Here is an 18,768-nt window from a genome sequence, read left to right on the forward strand (position 1 = left end):
TCACACTGATGTGTTAATTTTTAAAGTATGGTTTAAATGTACTCTGTTTACGTTCTCCTTGGCGGTCACGATTGTCACGTTCTCTATAATCACGTCGTTCTCCACTGCGATTTCTATCATGATTACGGCGATCTCCATGGCGGCGATCGCGACGATCTCCATCACGGCGACGATCACGAGAACGGCTATCACGTCGACGATCTCTAGAGCCCCCATCACGGCGACGACTTCTACGCACACGAAGTGGAGCTTCTTCTGTAATCGACACTGGTGTTTGATCTGGTTCTTTTGTAAGTAGTTTGATGGCCGCCGCTACTAAACTTACAGAATCAATATCATTTAACAGTTCTTCTGCACTCGCTCTGAATGGTGCCAACACTTCATTTTCATCGGCTAGAGAAATTAAGCTTTGAATCGCTAATTTCTGTTGTCCTTCTAATACTTCACCTAGTGAAGGCGCACGGCGACGAGCAATTTTGCGTTTTGTTAAGCGTTCAATAGCACGCAAATGTTCCATTTCACGAGGAATCACAAAGGTACTAGCAATACCAGCTTTGCCAGCACGACCGGTACGACCTACACGATGCACATAACTTTCAGGGTCTTGTGGCAAATCATAGTTATATACATGCGTAACCCCACTAATATCAAGGCCACGAGCGGCTACATCGGTGGCAATCAAAATATCAATGGTTCCTTCTCGGAATTGACGGATTACAGTATCTCGTTTTTGTTGCGACAAATCGCCATGAATTCCTTCTGCCATGTAGCCACGTTTTTTGAGTCCTTCGGTGACTTCATCAACGCGACGTTTTGTACGTGTAAATACAATGGCTAAATCAGGCGCTTGCATATCAAAAAGACGACATAGTACGTCAAATTTTTGGCGATCCTGTACTTCGATATAATACTGTTCAATTAAATCCATCGTTACTTGCGTGGATTTCATTTTAACCAGTGTTGGTTCCGTCAAATAGGTTTCTGCTAATGTTTGAATGGCTTTCGGCATAGTGGCCGAGAACAATAAAGTTTGATGATCTTTAGGAACAGAGCCTAAAATTTTATTGATATCATCCACAAAGCCCATGTTAAGCATTTCATCCGCTTCATCTAATACGACTGCTTTCACATGATCAAATTTAATCGATCCCCGATCCATGTGATCCATCAAGCGGCCCGGCGTAGCTACAATAATTTGAGGGCGTTTTTTTAATCCTCTGAATTGACGATTAATATCTTGCCCCCCGTAAATTGGCAACGCTTGTATTTGTGTATACTGTGCCATTTTATTGAGCTCTTCTGCTACTTGAATCGCTAATTCACGAGTAGGGGATAAAATTAATGCCTGCACTTCTCGTGCTGTTTCATCCACTCTATGTAAAATGGGTAATCCAAAGGCAGCCGTTTTACCAGTACCTGTTTGTGCTTGGCCAATCATATCGGCACCACTCATGGCAACTGGAATCGCTTCTTCCTGAATCGGCGTAGGTTCTTCAAATCCCATATCATTGAGAGCTCGTAACATAGGCTCACTAATTTGTAATTCTTTAAATTTTTCTAACATATAATAGTTATTTCCTCCTCTAGTGCCAAAATAAAGCACGTTTATACATTATATCATAAAACTATAAATTTCCCTATGACCACGCATATTTTTTTGTACATTCTTACTAGAACTAGTATATATGCTGCTATCCGTCTATCAAAATAGTAGGTTCACTAACGCCATTTATGCTTTTTTCTTAGCCGCTTCTAATTCACGCATCGACAATCCTATACGATTGCGTTTTACATCTACCGATATAATAACCGCTTCCACAATATCCCCTACCGCTAATACATCTGATGGATGTTGTTGGCGTTTACAAAATTCACTGCGATGTAAGAGTCCATTGATTTTGATACCAAAGTCAATGAATGCACCAAAATCAACGACATTATGAACGGTCCCTGTTACAATCGTCCCTACTTGTACTTCCTCTAAGCTCATCACATGTTTTCTCGTTAATGGAGCAGGCAAATCTTCTCGTGGATCACGGCCTGGTTTTGCCAATGCCTCTAGAATATCGCGCACAGTAGGCACGCCAGCATTCAATGTGTGAGCCATCTGTTCTACATCAACTAAAGGTAGACGAATTTGTAGGTTTTGTAACGCTTCTTTATCGTGCAAATCCTCTACAGTAAATCCCAATTCGTCTACGATCCGCTCTGCTAAGGCATACGACTCTGGATGCACCGATGTAGCATCTAGTGCATTCGATGCTGATTGTATGCGTAAAAATCCTGCACATTGTGTAAATGCTGCAGGCCCTAATCGTGCCACCTTTAATAATTCTTTACGACTGGTAAATGTACCATGTTCTTGGCGATAGGCAACAATATTATTAGCTACCGTTCCACTAATACCTGCCACATGTTGTAAAATCGCTGGCGAAGCGGTATTTAGTTCTACTCCCACATGATTAACTACTGTTTCTACCACTTGATCTAATGTATGAGAAAGTTGTTTTTGATTCACATCATGCTGATATTGTCCTACCCCAATCGACTTAGGATCAATTTTAACCGATTCTGCCAAAGGGTCTTGCACGCGCCGTGCCAATGATACAGCGCCGCGTATAGTCACGTCTAAATCAGGCATTTCTTGTTGTGCTAATTTCGAAGCAGAATACACAGACGCACCCGCTTCATTCGTAATGATATAATGGCAATCTAACTGTTCCTCTTCAATCATAGTAGAAACAAACTGTTCTGTTTCATAAGAGGCCGTTCCATTACCAATCGATACGAGGGTAACTTGATATTTTTTTATTAAGTGAGCTAATTTCTTTTGTGCATCGATCCGTTGCCGTTCAGAATGAGTCAAATAGTATGCCCCATAATCGAGCACATTTCCTTGTTTATCAATAATTGCCATTTTACAACCTGTACGATAGCCTGGATCAAGGCCCATGATGACATGACCCGACAATGGTGGTTGCAACAATAAATTTTTCAAATTAACGGCAAATACTTTAATCGCTTGCTCGTCGGCATTCGTGGTCAAATCGTGACGAATTTCTCGTTCTAATGCAGGAAACACTAACCGTTTGTACGCATCTTCAACAGCAAGTCGCTTATAGGGAAAGAAAATCGATTGTTCATTCGTCGTCACTTGTTCAATCATATACGTAACATATATATCATCTGGCACAGTGATAGTAATTTTTAAGGCACCTAATTTTTCGCCCCGATTCATGGCTAAAATGCGATGTGACGGTATATGATGAATCGGTTCCGTATAGTCTGCATATTGCAAAAATCGCTCTTGGTTCGTTTCATCTTTCGTCAACGATGATACAATATGACCTTCCTGCCACATCCGTTTTCGTAAATATGCACGAAAATCAGCTCTATCACTGATAGTTTCCGCCACAATGTCGCTAGCTCCTTGCAAGGCTTCTTCTTCAGTCAACACCGCTTCGGATAGGTACTCTTTCGCCAATATCAATGGGTCACCCGTTGTCACCGAATCATCTAACATCAACGCCGCCAATGGTTCTAACCCCCGTTCGCGTGCTATGGATGCCCGTGTTCGTTTCTTTTGCTTATACGGCAAATATAAATCTTCCAATTCTTGTAGTTTCACCGCTTTTTCTATAAGCGCCAACAACGCATCGGTCATCTTATCTTGCTCAGTAATCGAATTAATAATTTCGCGGCGTCTGGTTTCTACATTTCGCAAATAGCTACTACGCGTTTCAATGATGCGTAACTGTTCATCCGTTAATTCTCCCGTTACCTCTTTTCGATAACGAGCAATAAAAGGTACTGTATTGCCAGCATCCATTAATTCTATGGCGGCTTCTACTTGTTTTTTTGTCACTTGCAACTCTTTTGCAATGATAGTAAACATGGTTTTACACATAATTAACGAGCCTTTCTTTCATAGGTGACAAATGTATGAGGGTAGATATTTTTTTCATCAACGATACCTTCCGTAGTCGACACTTTTTCAAAAATGTCCGTATCGATAGCTGGAAAATAGGCATCTCCTTCAAATTCATGATCGATTTCTGTTATATAGAGTCGATCCGCATAGGGCATACACGCCTGATAAATCATAGCGCCCCCAATAATGTACACATCTGTGTCTAGTTTACGTGCCGCTTCTATCACGTCTTCTACAGAGTGAAAGATACGGACCTTCTCATGATCAACGATGAGCCCATTTTGTTTCGTAAGCACCCAATGTTCACGATGCGGTAATAGAAAAGGCAAGCTTTCAAATGTATTACGGCCCATAATAATAACATGATTGGTAGTCATTTTTTTAAAAAACTGTAAATCATTGGGCAAATGCCAAATCAGTGCATTATCCTTGCCAATGACATGATGCTTAGCCATGGCTACAATTATATTAATCATCTATACAGCAACCTCCATCGATAGCTTACCTAAATGTTCATACCCTTCTAAACGAATATCGTCAGCCGTAAAATCATAAAAATTATGAATGTCTGGATTTACCCAAATAGAAGGTGCTGGCAATGCTTTATCACGCCGCTTTAATTGTTCTTCTAATACGTCCACATGATTATCATAAATATGAGCATTATTAATAACATGCGTAAATAAGCCTGGCTGTAACCCTGTAACTTGAGCAATCATGTGTACCAATGCCGCATATTGTGCTGTATTAAACGGAACCCCCAGTCCCATATCACCACTACGTTGTATGAGCATGCAATTTAATTTTCCTGCTCCCACATCCCACAATGTTTCATACGCACACGGTTGCAATGCCATATCAGATAAATCATCAATATTCCACAATGTGACAATCATACGTCGACTGGTAGGATCATGTTGTATCATGTCTAATAGATGGTCTAGTTGTTTGTATTTAGCAATTTGGTAACCATAGGCCTTACCAATCGTTCCGTCTTCTCGCATCCATTCATTCCAAACTTTAACGCCCATATTTTGCAAGAGGCGTACGTCATTACTCTGTTTTTGCCAAATCCATAACAATTCTTTCACCGCTGTTTTAAAAGCAACAAATTTAGTCGTTAAAATAGGAAATTCCTGACTCAAATCGAATTGCATAATTTGATGGGGTAATTTATACGCCCCAATTCCCGTACGATTATCACCATGCACCCCATTGGTCAAAATACGGTCTATTATATCTAAATATTGTTGATCTGCTATACTCATGGTCATGTGTTAGGTAATCCTACATGGATCACCTATGCTCCTTTCTAGTAACTACAAACCTTGCACTACGTAACGCTCTAGTCAGTATACAAGCGAAAAAACTATTATATGGATACCTCATAAAAAGTCTTATTTGATTTGTTAGATATCTATTATAACAAAAGGATATCTCCTTTTCTATTCCATTACAATCGTATAGAGCAAGTTTTCCTTGGACAATGAACTGATCTCACTCAATCACTACTATTTGTCATCTCTATGTTCATATAGTTTGCTATGATTAGCCTATACCTCGAGAAAAAATCCAACTTACTACTCTCACGCACTGACTCTACGATTGTTTATTCGTATATTCACTAATCGCTTGCAAAAATAGGGTACCATATTTTTTTAATTTAGCCTCTCCTACACCTTTAATGGCAAAGAATTCTGCTAAGGTAGTCGGCTTTTTAGCAGTTACATCAATGAGTACCGTATCGGGAAAAATTAAATACGGTGGTATACCTGCCTGTTGTGCCAACTGTTGCCGAAATCTACGAAGGTGTTCAAATAGTCCCGCACTGGATCGCTTTTTCTGTCCGTAGTAAATGCTGCTCATTCTACCTCTTTTATCCTGCAACGGTGCCGTAACTTGTTGTTGTACTTCTTCAACTTCTCTATGACCACATAGCACGTCTTCTGCCGCCGCCGTTACACTTAAAATAGGATATTTCCCTACAGAACTACGAATATACCCCGATGCTATAAACTGTCTAATCAGCGCCAAAACATCTTTGCTATCCATGGTTCGTAACGTGCCAAAAGCGGGCAATCGATCAAATCCTGCACGCCTAATGCGATCGTTTCTAACACCACACACAATATTCGCAATCATCGTCGCCCCAAAGCGTTCTTCCGTAGCCACGATGGCATGAAAGATTGCTTTCGCCTCAGTGGTTAAATTTTTCGTACTATGCTTAGACCTACAACTACTGCAATTATCACAGCGATTCCAAACCACTTGTTCCCCAAAGTATTGCAACATGTATTTCCGCAAACAAGTACTAGAAAAACAATAATCAATCATAGCTTGCAAGCGCTTCAACTCAATATGCTGTCTCTGTGTATCTTGAATTGACTGATCAATCAAATACCGATGAATCATTACATCGCGGCCACTATATAGCAACACGCATTCTGCTGGTGCTCCATCTCGTCCTGCACGACCAGCCTCTTGATAATAACTTTCCATGTTGCGTGGCATTTGGTAATGTAACACATATCGCACGTTACTTTTATCAATGCCCATGCCAAATGCATTCGTCGCCACCATGACTTGAATTTTTTCATACGCATACTTATCCTGTTGTTCCTTGCGCACTTCATCTGATAGGCCACCATGATAATACCCTGCAGATATGCCTTGCTTTACCAAACTTTCATACACCTGTTCCACATCCTTACGGGTAGAACAATAAATGATACCTGATTCTTGGTCATGGCATGTCACATAGTCAAGAATATAGTTCATCCGCTGATTTGTATGCACCACGTGAAAAGATAAATTAGGTCGATCAAAACCAGTGACATACACATTCGCTGTTTCTAGCCCCAAAGAGGTCTTAATATCCATTTCTACTTCTTTTGTGGCCGTCGCTGTGAAAGCCCCCACCACAGGCCTTTGTGGTAAGGTCTTTAAAAAAGCACCAATCGCTCGATACGCGGGACGAAAGTCATGTCCCCACTGCGATACACAGTGTGCTTCATCCACAATTACTTGAGAAATCGGTAAGGTACGCAAAATCTGACAGAAGGTATCCGATCCTAAACGCTCTGGCGCCAAGTACACAAGCTTAGTATGACCTCTGCGTATATCATACATACAGCGATTAAACGCCTCTCGTGTTAAAGTGCTATTAATAAATGCTGCTGGCACTTGCTGTTCCCGCAAGCCATCTACCTGATCTTGCATCAGTGATATAAGTGGCGAAAAGACGAGTGTTAATCCTTCTTTAACCATTGCTGGTACTTGAAAGCAAATAGACTTACCTGCACCGGTGGGCATAATGGCCAGGCAATCTTGGCCTTCTAACAATGACGTAACTGGTGCTTCTTGTGCCGCTCGAAAGGAAGGGTAGCCAAAGTAGGTTTTCAATATTTGTATCGCCTCTTGTCGCATGCATGACCAACCTTTCTATCTAATCTATCCATCCACAAGGATGATGGCAAACCGTATCAAACGTAGGAATGCACCTATGTCCTACAATAACTATATTGTATCATAAAACAAAATAATTGCGGCAGGGAATATTATTTTTCATAATTCAGTATTAGTATTGATTCCATTTATGGTAAAATATAAGAATACGTTGTATAAGGAGGGTTCTATATTTTATGGATAACAATATATTAGTGATTATAGCCTTTGCCATCTATTTAGGCCTAATGATGGGGATTGGCGTGTTCTATTATCGGCGCTCCCAAGGGTTGGGCGATTATATTCTTGGTGGTCGCCAACTAGGTCCCTGGATCACTTCTATGAGTGCAGAAGCGTCCGACATGAGTGGATGGATGCTCATGGGCTTACCAGGCTTTGCCTATGCTACAGGATTATCCGGTATCTGGATTGCCTTAGGTCTAGCCGGAGGCACATGGCTTAACTGGGCCTTTGTATCAAAGCGATTGCGCAATCATACAGAAGCCGCTAACAACAGTCTCACCATGCCTGATTATTTTAAAAATCGATTTCATGATACGTCGAATATACTTCCCATCGTGTCAGCTTTATTCATTTTAATATTTTTCTTAATCTATACTTCCTCTGGATTTGTAGCGGGGGGCAAATTATTTACCACTATTTTTGGCTTGGATTATACCTCGTCACTACTTATCACTGCAGGTGTCGTTGTATTCTATACATTCTTAGGTGGATTTCTAGCCGTATCATGTACCGACTTTATCCAAGGTATGATGATGTTCTTTGCCATTCTATTAGTGCCTATCACTGCAACTATCGCTATGGGTGGTCCCGTTGACACAGCCCACCTCATTGCCACCGAATTTCCCGAAGGTCTTAGTATACTAGGTCCTCACACTGATACGCTTTCCCTCTGTATCGCCATTCTTTCATCTTTGGCCTGGGGATTAGGTTATTTTGGACAACCTCATATTCTAGTACGATTTATGGCCATTTCCGATGCTAAAGAATTAAAAAAAGCAACCCACATTGCTATGACTTGGGTAATTATTTCACTCACTGCAGCCGTGCTAGTCGGTTTAGTCGGTCATGTCTATTTACCACACGCCCTTAGTGGAGCCCAATCGGAAACGGTATTCCTCGTAATGACGAGAAATTTATTTTCTCCTTTCGTAGGTGGATTAATTTTATCCGCCGTCTTAGCCGCTATCATGAGTACATCCTCGGCACAACTCTTGGTTACATCGTCTGCTATTTCTCATGATTTATATCGCAATTTAATTCACAAATCTGCCTCTGAAAGAGAATTACTACTAGTGAGTCGTATTAGCGTATTGCTCATCGCTCTTGTCGCCTTATACCTTGCCTTAAATCCTAATAGCTATATTTTAACCATGGTTGCCTATGCGTGGGCAGGTTTTGGTGCCGCCTTTGGCCCTAGTATTCTAATTTCATTATTTTGGCGTCGCATGACTCGTCTAGGTTGTATTGCTGGCATCATCGTAGGTGGCGTAACCGTATTGATTTGGAAACAGTTCGAATTATTTGGACTCTATGAAATCGTTCCTGGTTTTATTTTCTCATCCATCGCAATTTATATCGTCAGTCTCTTAGACACACCACCATCTACAGCCATTACTGATGATTTTGACAAAGCCCAAGAAATGCATATACTATAGTCACATTTTTGATACCAATCGCGCTGCATCACGCAGCAATCGTCCACGTGTTCCAAGAAGGACAGATCTTTATACAAATCACAATGCATCACAACACTCTAATCAAAGCACTGCTATCATCACATACCTTAGGCCTACTATTCTCATCCATAGTCTAAAACAAACTCGTCATACTAGTAATACTGTAACTTTTACTAGAGCCTATCCGTTTAAGCTGAGCAACGTATATGAATGTACTATCATGCTCTACATACATCTACGTTGATGAATAGCCATCACTACTGTTAAACATTTTAAATTCTATCCATACTGCCAATAAAAGTGCTACTACGATGCCACAATATCTATCTTCTTAGTCCATGGTATCAATGAAAAGCGGCTAAGGACTCCCTTTCCCTATACGACTTTGAACGCTACAAATTCATCAGTAAAACATAAATAAACGACCAAGGCTTTCCCTCTTCACAAGATGACAAGCCTTGGTCGTTTTCATATAAAATAGCTATGTCATAGTAACGATAGGGTCAATACTATTACTCCTAGCATCATAGTAACGCGTATAACTAAAAAGGCTGTAACACAATGTACACATACATTGTATTACAGCCTTTTCTTATGCTTGTATAGCGATACAATTACACAGCCGCCTGTATATCATTTGAATAGGGTGTCAAAATAGAAGATAATAGAGTTTTCGTATATTCATGTTCAGGATGGTCAAATACTTCATCTGCCGTTCCACTTTCCACAATGTGACCATTATACATAACAATCACGCGATCACTAATATAGCGAACGATAGATAAATCATGCGCGATGAACAACATAGAAAAATGGCGTTTTTTCTGTAAATCTAACAACAAATTAATAATTTGTGCTTGAATAGAAACATCTAAGGATGCAATTGGCTCATCGGCAATTAACAATTTAGGCTCACATGCTAAAGCCCGTGCAATCGCCACACGTTGTCGTTGACCTCCTGACAATTCGCCAGGATACATATCTTTATGACGCGCTTCTAAACCTACATCAGCTAACAATTCATCTAACAATCTATCGTGTTCATTGGTATCGCGATTGCTTAATGAAAGTCCTTCCCGCAAACATTCTTCAACGGTCATCCGCGGATTTAATGCCTCATCGGAATCTTGGAAAATCAAATGGATATCTTGACGCAACTCTTGGCTTCGTTCATTCGGCGATACTGAATGGTGATTAAAATACACATCGCCACTCGTCCATGGCAATACACCAGCAATCATACGAGCTAGCGTAGATTTACCACAACCCGATTCGCCAATAATACCTACTATTTCATCTTTTTCAACGAAAAATGAAACGTCATCTACAGCTTGGACCTGTCGACCTGATAGCAAATGATATGTCTTTGTTATATGTTCTACTTCTAACAAAGGTCCTTTCGTCGGATCATCGCAACTGCAGTCCCATGTAACTTCCGCTTTCTTCTCATCAGATACACCAGTGTCGGTATGGTCATCAGATGTTTTTGCAGTTTCTCCTAGTGTAGGTATATAAGAAGGTTTTTCTATCTTTGGTGCTCGTTCATCTAACAACCAAGTTGCCGCTTTATGTGTATCAGAAACTGAGAACATAGGCGGTTCTTCTTTATAATCAATCCCCAAGGCATACTCATTTCTATCAGCAAACGCATCCCCTACTATAGGCAATGATAAGTCTGGTGGCATGCCTGGTATAGACACAAGTCGATTTTGTTTATGATCCACCGATGGTAAGGCCCCTAATAATCCCCATGTATATGGATGCTCTGGGCGATAGAAAATATCTTCTACTGTACCAGTTTCTATAATGCGCCCTGCATACATAATGCCAATGCGATCAGCAATACGTGCAGCCACACCTAGGTCATGCGTTACTAAAAGAATGGCCAACTTTTCTGTTTTCGCTAATTTTTTTAACAAATCTAATAAATGTAATTGTACAGTTACATCAAGTGCCGTAGTCGGTTCATCAGCCAATAGAATAGATGGTTTCGTTGCTAATGCAATCGCTAAGGTAATTCGCTGTTGTTGTCCTCCAGAAAAAGTACTTGGCATCATAGGCAATCGTTCCTGCCCATTACTAATACCTACTAATTCCAATAAATCTGCTGCTCTCTTATTAAGTTCTTCTTCCGACTCAGTAGGATACATGCGTTCTAACGCTTCTCTCATCTGCTTTCCTACAGATAAAACGGGATTTAATGTACTCAAAGGATTTTGGAATACCATGCCCACATCAACCATTCTAATATCACGCATTTGCGCATCAGTAAATGGTACCACATCCTTTCCTTTTACATAAATAGCCCCTTTAGTAATCGACGCATATTCTGGCAATAACTTAACTACCGATCGACACAATGTGGATTTACCACAGCCCGATTCGCCAACTAGCGCCATAATTTCACCTGCCTGTAAGGATAATGATACATCTCTTACAGCATGCACTTCGCCTTGTTCAGTATGAAATGTCAGCGATAATGATTGTATATCTAACACCGTTTCCATTGATTAACTCCACTCTATCTATGCCACTTATCACATATATCCATAATAGAGTGCGGATACCAACATGAGCTATTTTAAGACTAGCTCTATTGCTGATATCCGCCACTCGCTACATGTTATAAATCACACATATTTATATACTATTATTTAATATCCCAGTCTTCAATATTCCAGAACACACCTGCTGCATGGTGACCAAGTATTGTATCTGTTGTTGGACCAGTAATCTTATTGGTTCCTACATAGTTACCATGTAAGTATGCTAACATGATGAAAGCTGGATCTTCGTTCCAAGCTTTTTGGAATTCATTGTAAGCTTCTTTACGTACATTAACATCATATGTGCCACGAGCTTTAGCTAATGCTGCATCAACAGCAGGGTTGCTATAAGCAGTGTAGTTAGCACTTGCTTTTGTTACGAAGAAGTCGTATGTACCTTGGTCTGGATCAAATGGAGCTGCTTGACCAATTACTAAGGATTGCAATTCTTTCCATTTAAATTTAGGTACAATATCAACTTTCATATCTACACCCAATTTTTTGAATTGAGCAGATACTAATTTAGCCATATCAACACGTTCAACTTCGAAATCACGAGCTTCTACAGAGAAGGATAATTTTTCGCCATTCTTTTCATAGATGCCATCAGAACCAAGAGTCCATCCTAATTCTGCCATTTTTTGTTTGAATAATTCAGGATTATATTCGCGTTTATCTACAGATTCTAAGTTATATTCTTTATTCATTTGTAATGGACTATAAGCAGGTGTACCTTCACCTTCAAGTACGCTGTCTACAATCGCTTGTTTATCAATTGCGTACCCTAACACTGGTAATAATGCTTTATGATCTGGATTTTGCCAGAATGGGTTTTTATAGCTAACACCGATAGCACGGAAGTCGGCTGTTTTGAAATCAAATACGGTAAAGTCTTTATTATCGCGGAATGCTTTTGCATCTTTAGCATTTAATAAAGCGAAATCAATGCCGCCAGATTTTAACTGAGCTGCTTTAGCGTTTTCATTTGGAATAATTTTGCAAACAATTTTTTCGATATTAGGTTTTTTACCATAGTAAGCATCGTTTCTTGTTAATACAATGGATTGACCTTTATCCCAGCTTACAAATTTATAACGGCCAGTACCTACAGGATTTTGGTTGAATCCATCATTCATAATATCTTTACCCGCTAATAGATGTTCTGGTAAGATACCAATTGCCAAGTTGTCTAACATAGCTGCATTTGGTTTGCTCAATACAATTTTAACTGTATGATCATCTACTACAACTACATCTTTAATATCTTTATAACTATCTGTTGTTTCAGATTCTAGATCTTTATTATTGCGTAATTGATCCAATGTGAATTTTACATCTTTCGCAGTGAATGGTTTTCCATCATGCCAAGTTACATTATCACGTAAATGGAATGTGTATGTTAATGTAGCTTCATCAAATTCATATTTCGATGCTAAATCACATACTGCATTACCTTTTCCATCATGTTTCATAAGTCCTGAGAAAATTAATGATGGTAATTCATCATGCGTATTTAAAAGCGCATTCAATGTTTTGTAATCGGAACTAGCAAATGTTAGTGTCTTTTCTGCACTACCACTTTTTTCTGTTCCACAACCAGTGACAGCTACCAAACAGGCTAGCGCCATCACAACCGCCATAGCATAGACTAAAAAGTATTTTAATCTCTTCATGACAACCTCCTATACTTACTATAAATACATGCATCAAAAAATCTATAAATAACTGCTTCCACGATTAATTTCGCGGCGCAAACGATGCCCAATGTTGGTAATACAAACTAGTGTAACCACTAGAAATACACCAGGTACTAAAATAACCCACCAAGAATTTGTCAACAATGCTCTCGATGCTAGCGATAACATAGTACCTAACGATACTATTTCTGTAGGTAATCCTAATCCTAAGAAACTCAATGTAGCTTCCATCGTCATAGAAACACCTATGGAAGAAACAATCACAAATAAAATAGGGGATAAAAAGTTGGGTAACAAATGATACCATAAGACATGGAAAAATCTAGCCCCCATCATAGTCGCAGATAGTACATAATCACTATTGCGAATTTGTCGTACTTCAGTTCTAACAAACCTAGATAAATTCATCCAATTAGTAACGCCAATAATAATTGATAAAGAGATAATGCCTGTACCATTTACCATTCCCAACAATAATAGTTGTAACAATAAGCATGGAATACTGCACAAGATTTCTGCTAATCGCATAAAGAATGCATCAAATTTAGCAGGTGCTAAACCACTGATACAACCATATACAATGCCGATAATAGTTGATACAGCAGCAGCTAACAAACCGATGATAATGGATATTCTGCCACCATACCATAATACAGAGTAAATATCACGCCCCATGCTATCTGTACCAAAATAAAATTCTCCATCAGGCGGTTGATTTAAATTCGATGAATAAAATTCTGTAGGATTATGATTTGCCAGTAAAGGAGCAAAAATACAACCTAAAATAATCAACAGTAACAAAAAACTGGAAATTTTTGGAATTTTATTGAAAGCTCTGCGCCAGGTGGGAACCAATGTTACAGTCGGTTTTGGGCGATGTCCACTACCTACAATGGTGAATAAATCATCCTGAGGTGTACTCATTGTCCAACCTCCTCTCGATCCTTCATCCGATAATCTACTTGTTCACTAATGCCTTGTGCTATATAGCTAGAGCCAATAACCACAGCACCAGTAATTAATACAATAATCATTAATAAGTTGTAATCATGCAGCTTAGCACTTTCCACGGCTAAGTTGCCTAAGCCAGGATATGCAAAAACGGCTTCTACTACATAGGACCCACCAATGATATGGTTCGTACCGATTGCCATAACGCTAAAAATGGTAGGTGCTATATTTCTAAGACAGTGCTTTACTAAAATAGCAAACGAGCTAAGGCCTTTCATTTTAGCTAACAATACATAATCTTTTCTGGTTTCGTCTAATAGTTTATTGCGTATCATATACGCATAGTACCACACATGAGCGATTAACATAACAATAACCGGCAACACTATATGTCGTAGTCGATCAACCCAATCATTCGCATTACCAGGCTCATAAGCACCACTACCAGGCAACCATCCTAAGTTAACATTAAACACAAGGATGAGTAATAAAGCGACCCAGAATGTAGGCAAATAAAATACCAACGTACCTACTTGAGAAATCAATTTATCAATCCAGCGATCTTCATAGTACACACAGATAACCGCCAACAGAATGGCCAAAGTAAATGTGAGCACATACGAAATGACACCTAATATAACCGTATTAATAAAAAAGCCACCTAACACAGCACTGACAGGCGTTCTATATTTTAAAGAAAATCCCATATCCCCATGGAATAATCGATTCATCCATTCTACATACTGTGTTACTAATGAGCCGTCTAATCCCAATTGATGTCTTGCTGCAATCATTTGAGCTTCTGTCATATGATCAAATCGTTCACCATAATAGGCTTGCAATGGATCCCCTGGTGAGTACGATACAGCCCAAAATACAACGACCGATAACACAAAAAGTGATAGAAGATACACTAAAAAATTTTTACTTATTCTTTTATATGACAAATGCATGATTCTGCTCCTTGTTCATAATCTATACTATATAGATAGATTATACTTTATTTTCTTGATTGTCAATAATGATATTCATTTTCATGTATGTTCATATGTTTACTTGATATCATAAAAATTTTTCATATATATTATAATTTTTATTAACTATTCAGCTAATATATGGTTTAATCGTATTCTCTCGCTCATTTAAAATACATAATATATATTTATAATTTAGTATATTATAACCACGACTCTCATTACAAATGAAATTTTTTTATACTTATAAGTACTTTATATATTAACTTTATAAATCATGTACAGATAACATACACTATATTACTGTTTCTAATTCACTCATACTGCGATCCACTTGTGGCGATATAAATAGATGGCGAAACCCTACTACTATTCAGTATAGTAGCCTACAATGACAAACTTTCTTTTCATTCGTAATGAGTAACCAGGTACTTCTTATCACTTCACCTATCATATCACTAATTGTACATTCTTATATCATCATTTTCATACAGTCTTAGAGCATCACTTCTCCTACTCAGCCTATATAAGAACAAATAATTAATTTTATCAATAAAACTAAATACTGTATAAATAATTCTTGCTATGATTTATTTTACTAACCTATAGTAAGCTAATAGTGTGCTCAGCTACTAGATTTATCAATTTCTCTATACGCAGAAATACATCTTAAATTTAATATATCCACACAAGTAGAGTATTTTATCTCCTTACTATCTATAATACTCAGTAAAATTCTAATTATATCTATACCCTCTTTTTATAGGATATTTATACTAAAAAACAAAATTATCTATACAACAAAAATACCAAGATAATCTAGAATTTATCTACACTATCTTGGTATCAATGCACTGCATACACTATATAATTATTTAAAAGACTAGAACCCTATGCCTTAACAACTACAGAAACACCATCTGGGACAACCGCAATACTAGCATATTCCCCTTTTAATTGAAATGCTCTTTTTAGTGCTTCATCAAACGTATCAGCTTGTTGTAAATGCATATCTATCAACATTTGAGGATCACAATCAGCAGTTACTACAATAACAGTAAATTGATTTAAGATACGTGCTAAAATTTGCATTTCCCATTGATCTGGAATCGTTTCATTTCTTGGTGTTTTAGCAATACGATCTAACAATTCTTTAGGAGTTTTTGCATTTTTTAAATTTTCGTATAAGGATTCACCTCCATGCCCATCATTACATGCAGCAAGCATGATAATGACGCCATCTTTTTTACAAGTTGCTTCTGCTGCAGTCATCCCCTTTACAGCTTGATATATATTTTGATCTAAGGGGTATCCACCATTACTAGTAATAACAATATCAGCTGGAGTAGATTTTACACTCGCCAATTGCGATACAAATTCGCATCCTTTTTCATGGGCTTTTTCCATATCTCCGGCAAAAGCATTAATAATTTTTTTGTCTCCATCAATTACAACATTTAAAATAAATGCTAATTTAGCTGTACGTGCAGCATAAATCATATCATTATGAATCGGATTATTTTTAATAATTCCTGTGCGTGCATTGTTACTATTAATAAACTCTGAACAATGATTCGCCATAACTGTAACTTCTGAGGCGATTCCTGGTAGTATACTTTTTCTACCTCCAGAAAAACCTGCAAAGAAATGTGGCTCAATAAATCCTTCCGAAATCAATAATTCTGTTTCTACAGCCAATTTATTAATAATACAATCCCCACCAGAAGGTAAGACTCCGATTTTTATCATTTGATTTGCATCACTAGATATATGATTTATAATTTTTTCATTAGCAACAATCTCGCTTCCAAATTTATCAACCATTTCATCATGCGTAGTAGGTCTATGAAAGCCAGTAGCCAACAGTATTGTAATATCAATACTCGGATTTACTTCACGAATTCTTCTCAATAATATAGGCATTGTAATTTTACTTGGTACTGGACGTGTATGATCACTAGTAATAATAACCATATTAGACTTTCCTGCTACCAATTCTTCTAATCGAGATGTGCCAATCGGATTATCCAATGCTCGCTCTACTAATTGTTCTTCTTCTAACGACGGATGATACGAATGTGCTTTAGATTCTAAAACGCCTACAATATTATCCTCAGGAACATCAATCTTCATAAATCCATTTCCATAAGGCATGTCAAAAGTTTTCATAGAATCACTCCTTAATACAACATATTCATCTATTACAATTTTCTATTACTTATATAATAATATATAATATAGCGATTACACAAATCAATTAGAAAATTAGCTATCATCTCTCCACACTATAACTATATTACAAATTTTCTTTTCTAATGCATCATGTATAAAGATATAACCATGCAATAATACGAATAACTCCTTATCTTTCATAGAAATCAGACATCTCTATATATTTTGTTATAGAAATCATCTGTATATACCATATTTTTACTTAATTCATACTGATAGTTATCGAGATTCTAAATCTAAAACTATATCATCAAATATTTTTTTAAAATAGTTTATAATAGATTCCCTGTAGGCAATAATCATGGTCATTTGATGTTCCGGAACTTGAATCTTAGCCACATTTCCTTGTAGCCTAACTCGAAAATCAACAAAGCCTAAAGAAAAGAGATACGATTCAGCTAACTCTAGGTCTACAAGCCTATTTCTAGTAATTGTTTCTCCCTCTTGAAATCTTGTAGCCAAGCAGGCATATGATGGTTTATTCCATGTAAAAAGATTTGCCTTCTGAGATAAAGTTCTAATATCCGATTTTTTTAAACCATAGTCACGTAATGGAGAAACAACAGATAATTCCCTAATAGCCTTTATTCCAGGTCTATCATCAATATTATCACTTGCATTTGTCCCGTCAGCTATGATCGTGAAACCATCTCTTTTGGCTTCTTTACAAAGTAATGAAAATACATGGTGCTTACAATAATAACATCTATCACTAGAGTTATTAACTATATCATCACAATCAAGAACATTAATATCGAGTATTTCATGTGGCACATTAAGAAATTTTGCTATATGTATGGCATCATCTAGTTCAAAGCGAGGAATAAATTGAGATTTAACTGTATACGCTTTACATCGTACACCAGCTTTCTTCACAGCATATAAAAGATATGATGAGTCAACCCCACCAGATAGAGCAACTGCTAAATCATTATAATTTTGTAAATATGTTATAAAATCCATATATAATATCCTTTTTATTGAGCCAAATAATGTAACCTCTACCATTGTAAATATATTGCATGACTGTACAAATTTAGACTATTAAAATTATATGTAATTTCATTATATCGCAACTCTAATTTATATAATCGCACAATTAAATTTATAATGACTTATAGAACAATATTCTTAGTCATTAAATTTTAATCATGTATTATATATCCATTAGCATTGTACAATCTTTTATCAATAACTAATATTTGAACTTTCTCTTTCATTTATACATAAAAATCTTTTACTTAATTATAAAATGAAATTGAACACATAAAAAATCCATAGTGAACCTTGTGT

At 37.6% G+C, this 18,768-nt stretch carries 12 protein-coding genes; 1 reads left to right on the top strand and 11 read right to left on the bottom strand.

The annotated features are described in order from the left end of the window. Positions 1 to 13 precede the first annotated feature (13 nt). From P6940_RS07630 to recQ, 5 genes are all read right to left on the bottom strand, one after another. Positions 14 to 1,564: a DEAD/DEAH box helicase gene (locus P6940_RS07630; RefSeq protein WP_277293678.1), complete on the bottom strand. Its 1,551-nt coding sequence runs from the start codon at positions 1,562 to 1,564 to the stop codon at positions 14 to 16. Between the two features lie 165 nt (positions 1,565 to 1,729). Then, the gene (locus P6940_RS07635) at positions 1,730 to 3,895 is read right to left on the bottom strand and encodes a Tex family protein (RefSeq protein ID WP_277293679.1); all 2,166 of its coding nucleotides are present in this window, start codon (positions 3,893 to 3,895) and stop codon (positions 1,730 to 1,732) included. Positions 3,896 to 3,909: 14 nt separating this feature from the next. Next, positions 3,910 to 4,407 (bottom strand): dihydrofolate reductase, encoded by a 498-nt coding sequence (locus tag P6940_RS07640; protein WP_277293680.1) that lies wholly within the window; start codon positions 4,405 to 4,407, stop codon positions 3,910 to 3,912. Further along, positions 4,408 to 5,199, bottom strand: a complete 792-nt coding sequence (locus P6940_RS07645) for a thymidylate synthase (protein ID WP_038152982.1) — start codon at positions 5,197 to 5,199, stop codon at positions 4,408 to 4,410. It lies immediately after the preceding gene. Positions 5,200 to 5,530: 331 nt separating this feature from the next. Further along, positions 5,531 to 7,357 (bottom strand): DNA helicase RecQ, encoded by a 1,827-nt coding sequence (gene recQ / locus P6940_RS07650; protein ID WP_277293681.1) that lies wholly within the window; start codon positions 7,355 to 7,357, stop codon positions 5,531 to 5,533. A 215-nt stretch (positions 7,358 to 7,572) separates the two neighbouring features. Between recQ and putP the strand changes: the two genes are divergently transcribed. Further along, complete coding sequence (gene putP / locus P6940_RS07655; protein ID WP_277293682.1) at positions 7,573 to 9,054, top strand: sodium/proline symporter PutP; 1,482 nt, start codon at positions 7,573 to 7,575, stop codon at positions 9,052 to 9,054. 635 nt (positions 9,055 to 9,689) lie between these two features. Here the strand turns inward: putP and P6940_RS07660 are convergent. The 6 genes from P6940_RS07660 to larE all read right to left on the bottom strand — a co-directional run bounded on the left by P6940_RS07660 (position 9,690) and on the right by larE (position 18,438). Continuing rightward, positions 9,690 to 11,582: a dipeptide ABC transporter ATP-binding protein gene (locus tag P6940_RS07660; protein ID WP_277293683.1), complete on the bottom strand. Its 1,893-nt coding sequence runs from the start codon at positions 11,580 to 11,582 to the stop codon at positions 9,690 to 9,692. 143 nt (positions 11,583 to 11,725) lie between these two features. After that, positions 11,726 to 13,294, bottom strand: coding sequence for an ABC transporter substrate-binding protein (locus P6940_RS07665; protein ID WP_277293684.1), 1,569 nt, complete (start codon positions 13,292 to 13,294; stop codon positions 11,726 to 11,728). A 42-nt stretch (positions 13,295 to 13,336) separates the two neighbouring features. Next, on the bottom strand, positions 13,337 to 14,242 hold the full coding sequence (locus P6940_RS07670; protein WP_028257780.1) for an ABC transporter permease: 906 nt from the start codon (positions 14,240 to 14,242) through the stop codon (positions 13,337 to 13,339). Continuing rightward, on the bottom strand, positions 14,239 to 15,222 hold the full coding sequence (locus P6940_RS07675) for an ABC transporter permease (protein WP_028257781.1): 984 nt from the start codon (positions 15,220 to 15,222) through the stop codon (positions 14,239 to 14,241). Before P6940_RS07675 ends, P6940_RS07670 begins: the two co-directional genes overlap by 4 nt. 912 nt (positions 15,223 to 16,134) lie before the next feature. Further along, positions 16,135 to 17,412 (bottom strand): nickel-dependent lactate racemase, encoded by a 1,278-nt coding sequence (larA, locus tag P6940_RS07680; protein WP_277293686.1) that lies wholly within the window; start codon positions 17,410 to 17,412, stop codon positions 16,135 to 16,137. Positions 17,413 to 17,694: 282 nt separating this feature from the next. Then, positions 17,695 to 18,438, bottom strand: coding sequence for an ATP-dependent sacrificial sulfur transferase LarE (gene larE / locus P6940_RS07685; protein ID WP_277293687.1), 744 nt, complete (start codon positions 18,436 to 18,438; stop codon positions 17,695 to 17,697). Positions 18,439 to 18,768 lie beyond the last annotated feature (330 nt).

It is taken from the genome of Veillonella montpellierensis (assembly GCF_947090115.1).
GTDB lineage: Bacteria > Bacillota > Negativicutes > Veillonellales > Veillonellaceae > Veillonella > Veillonella montpellierensis.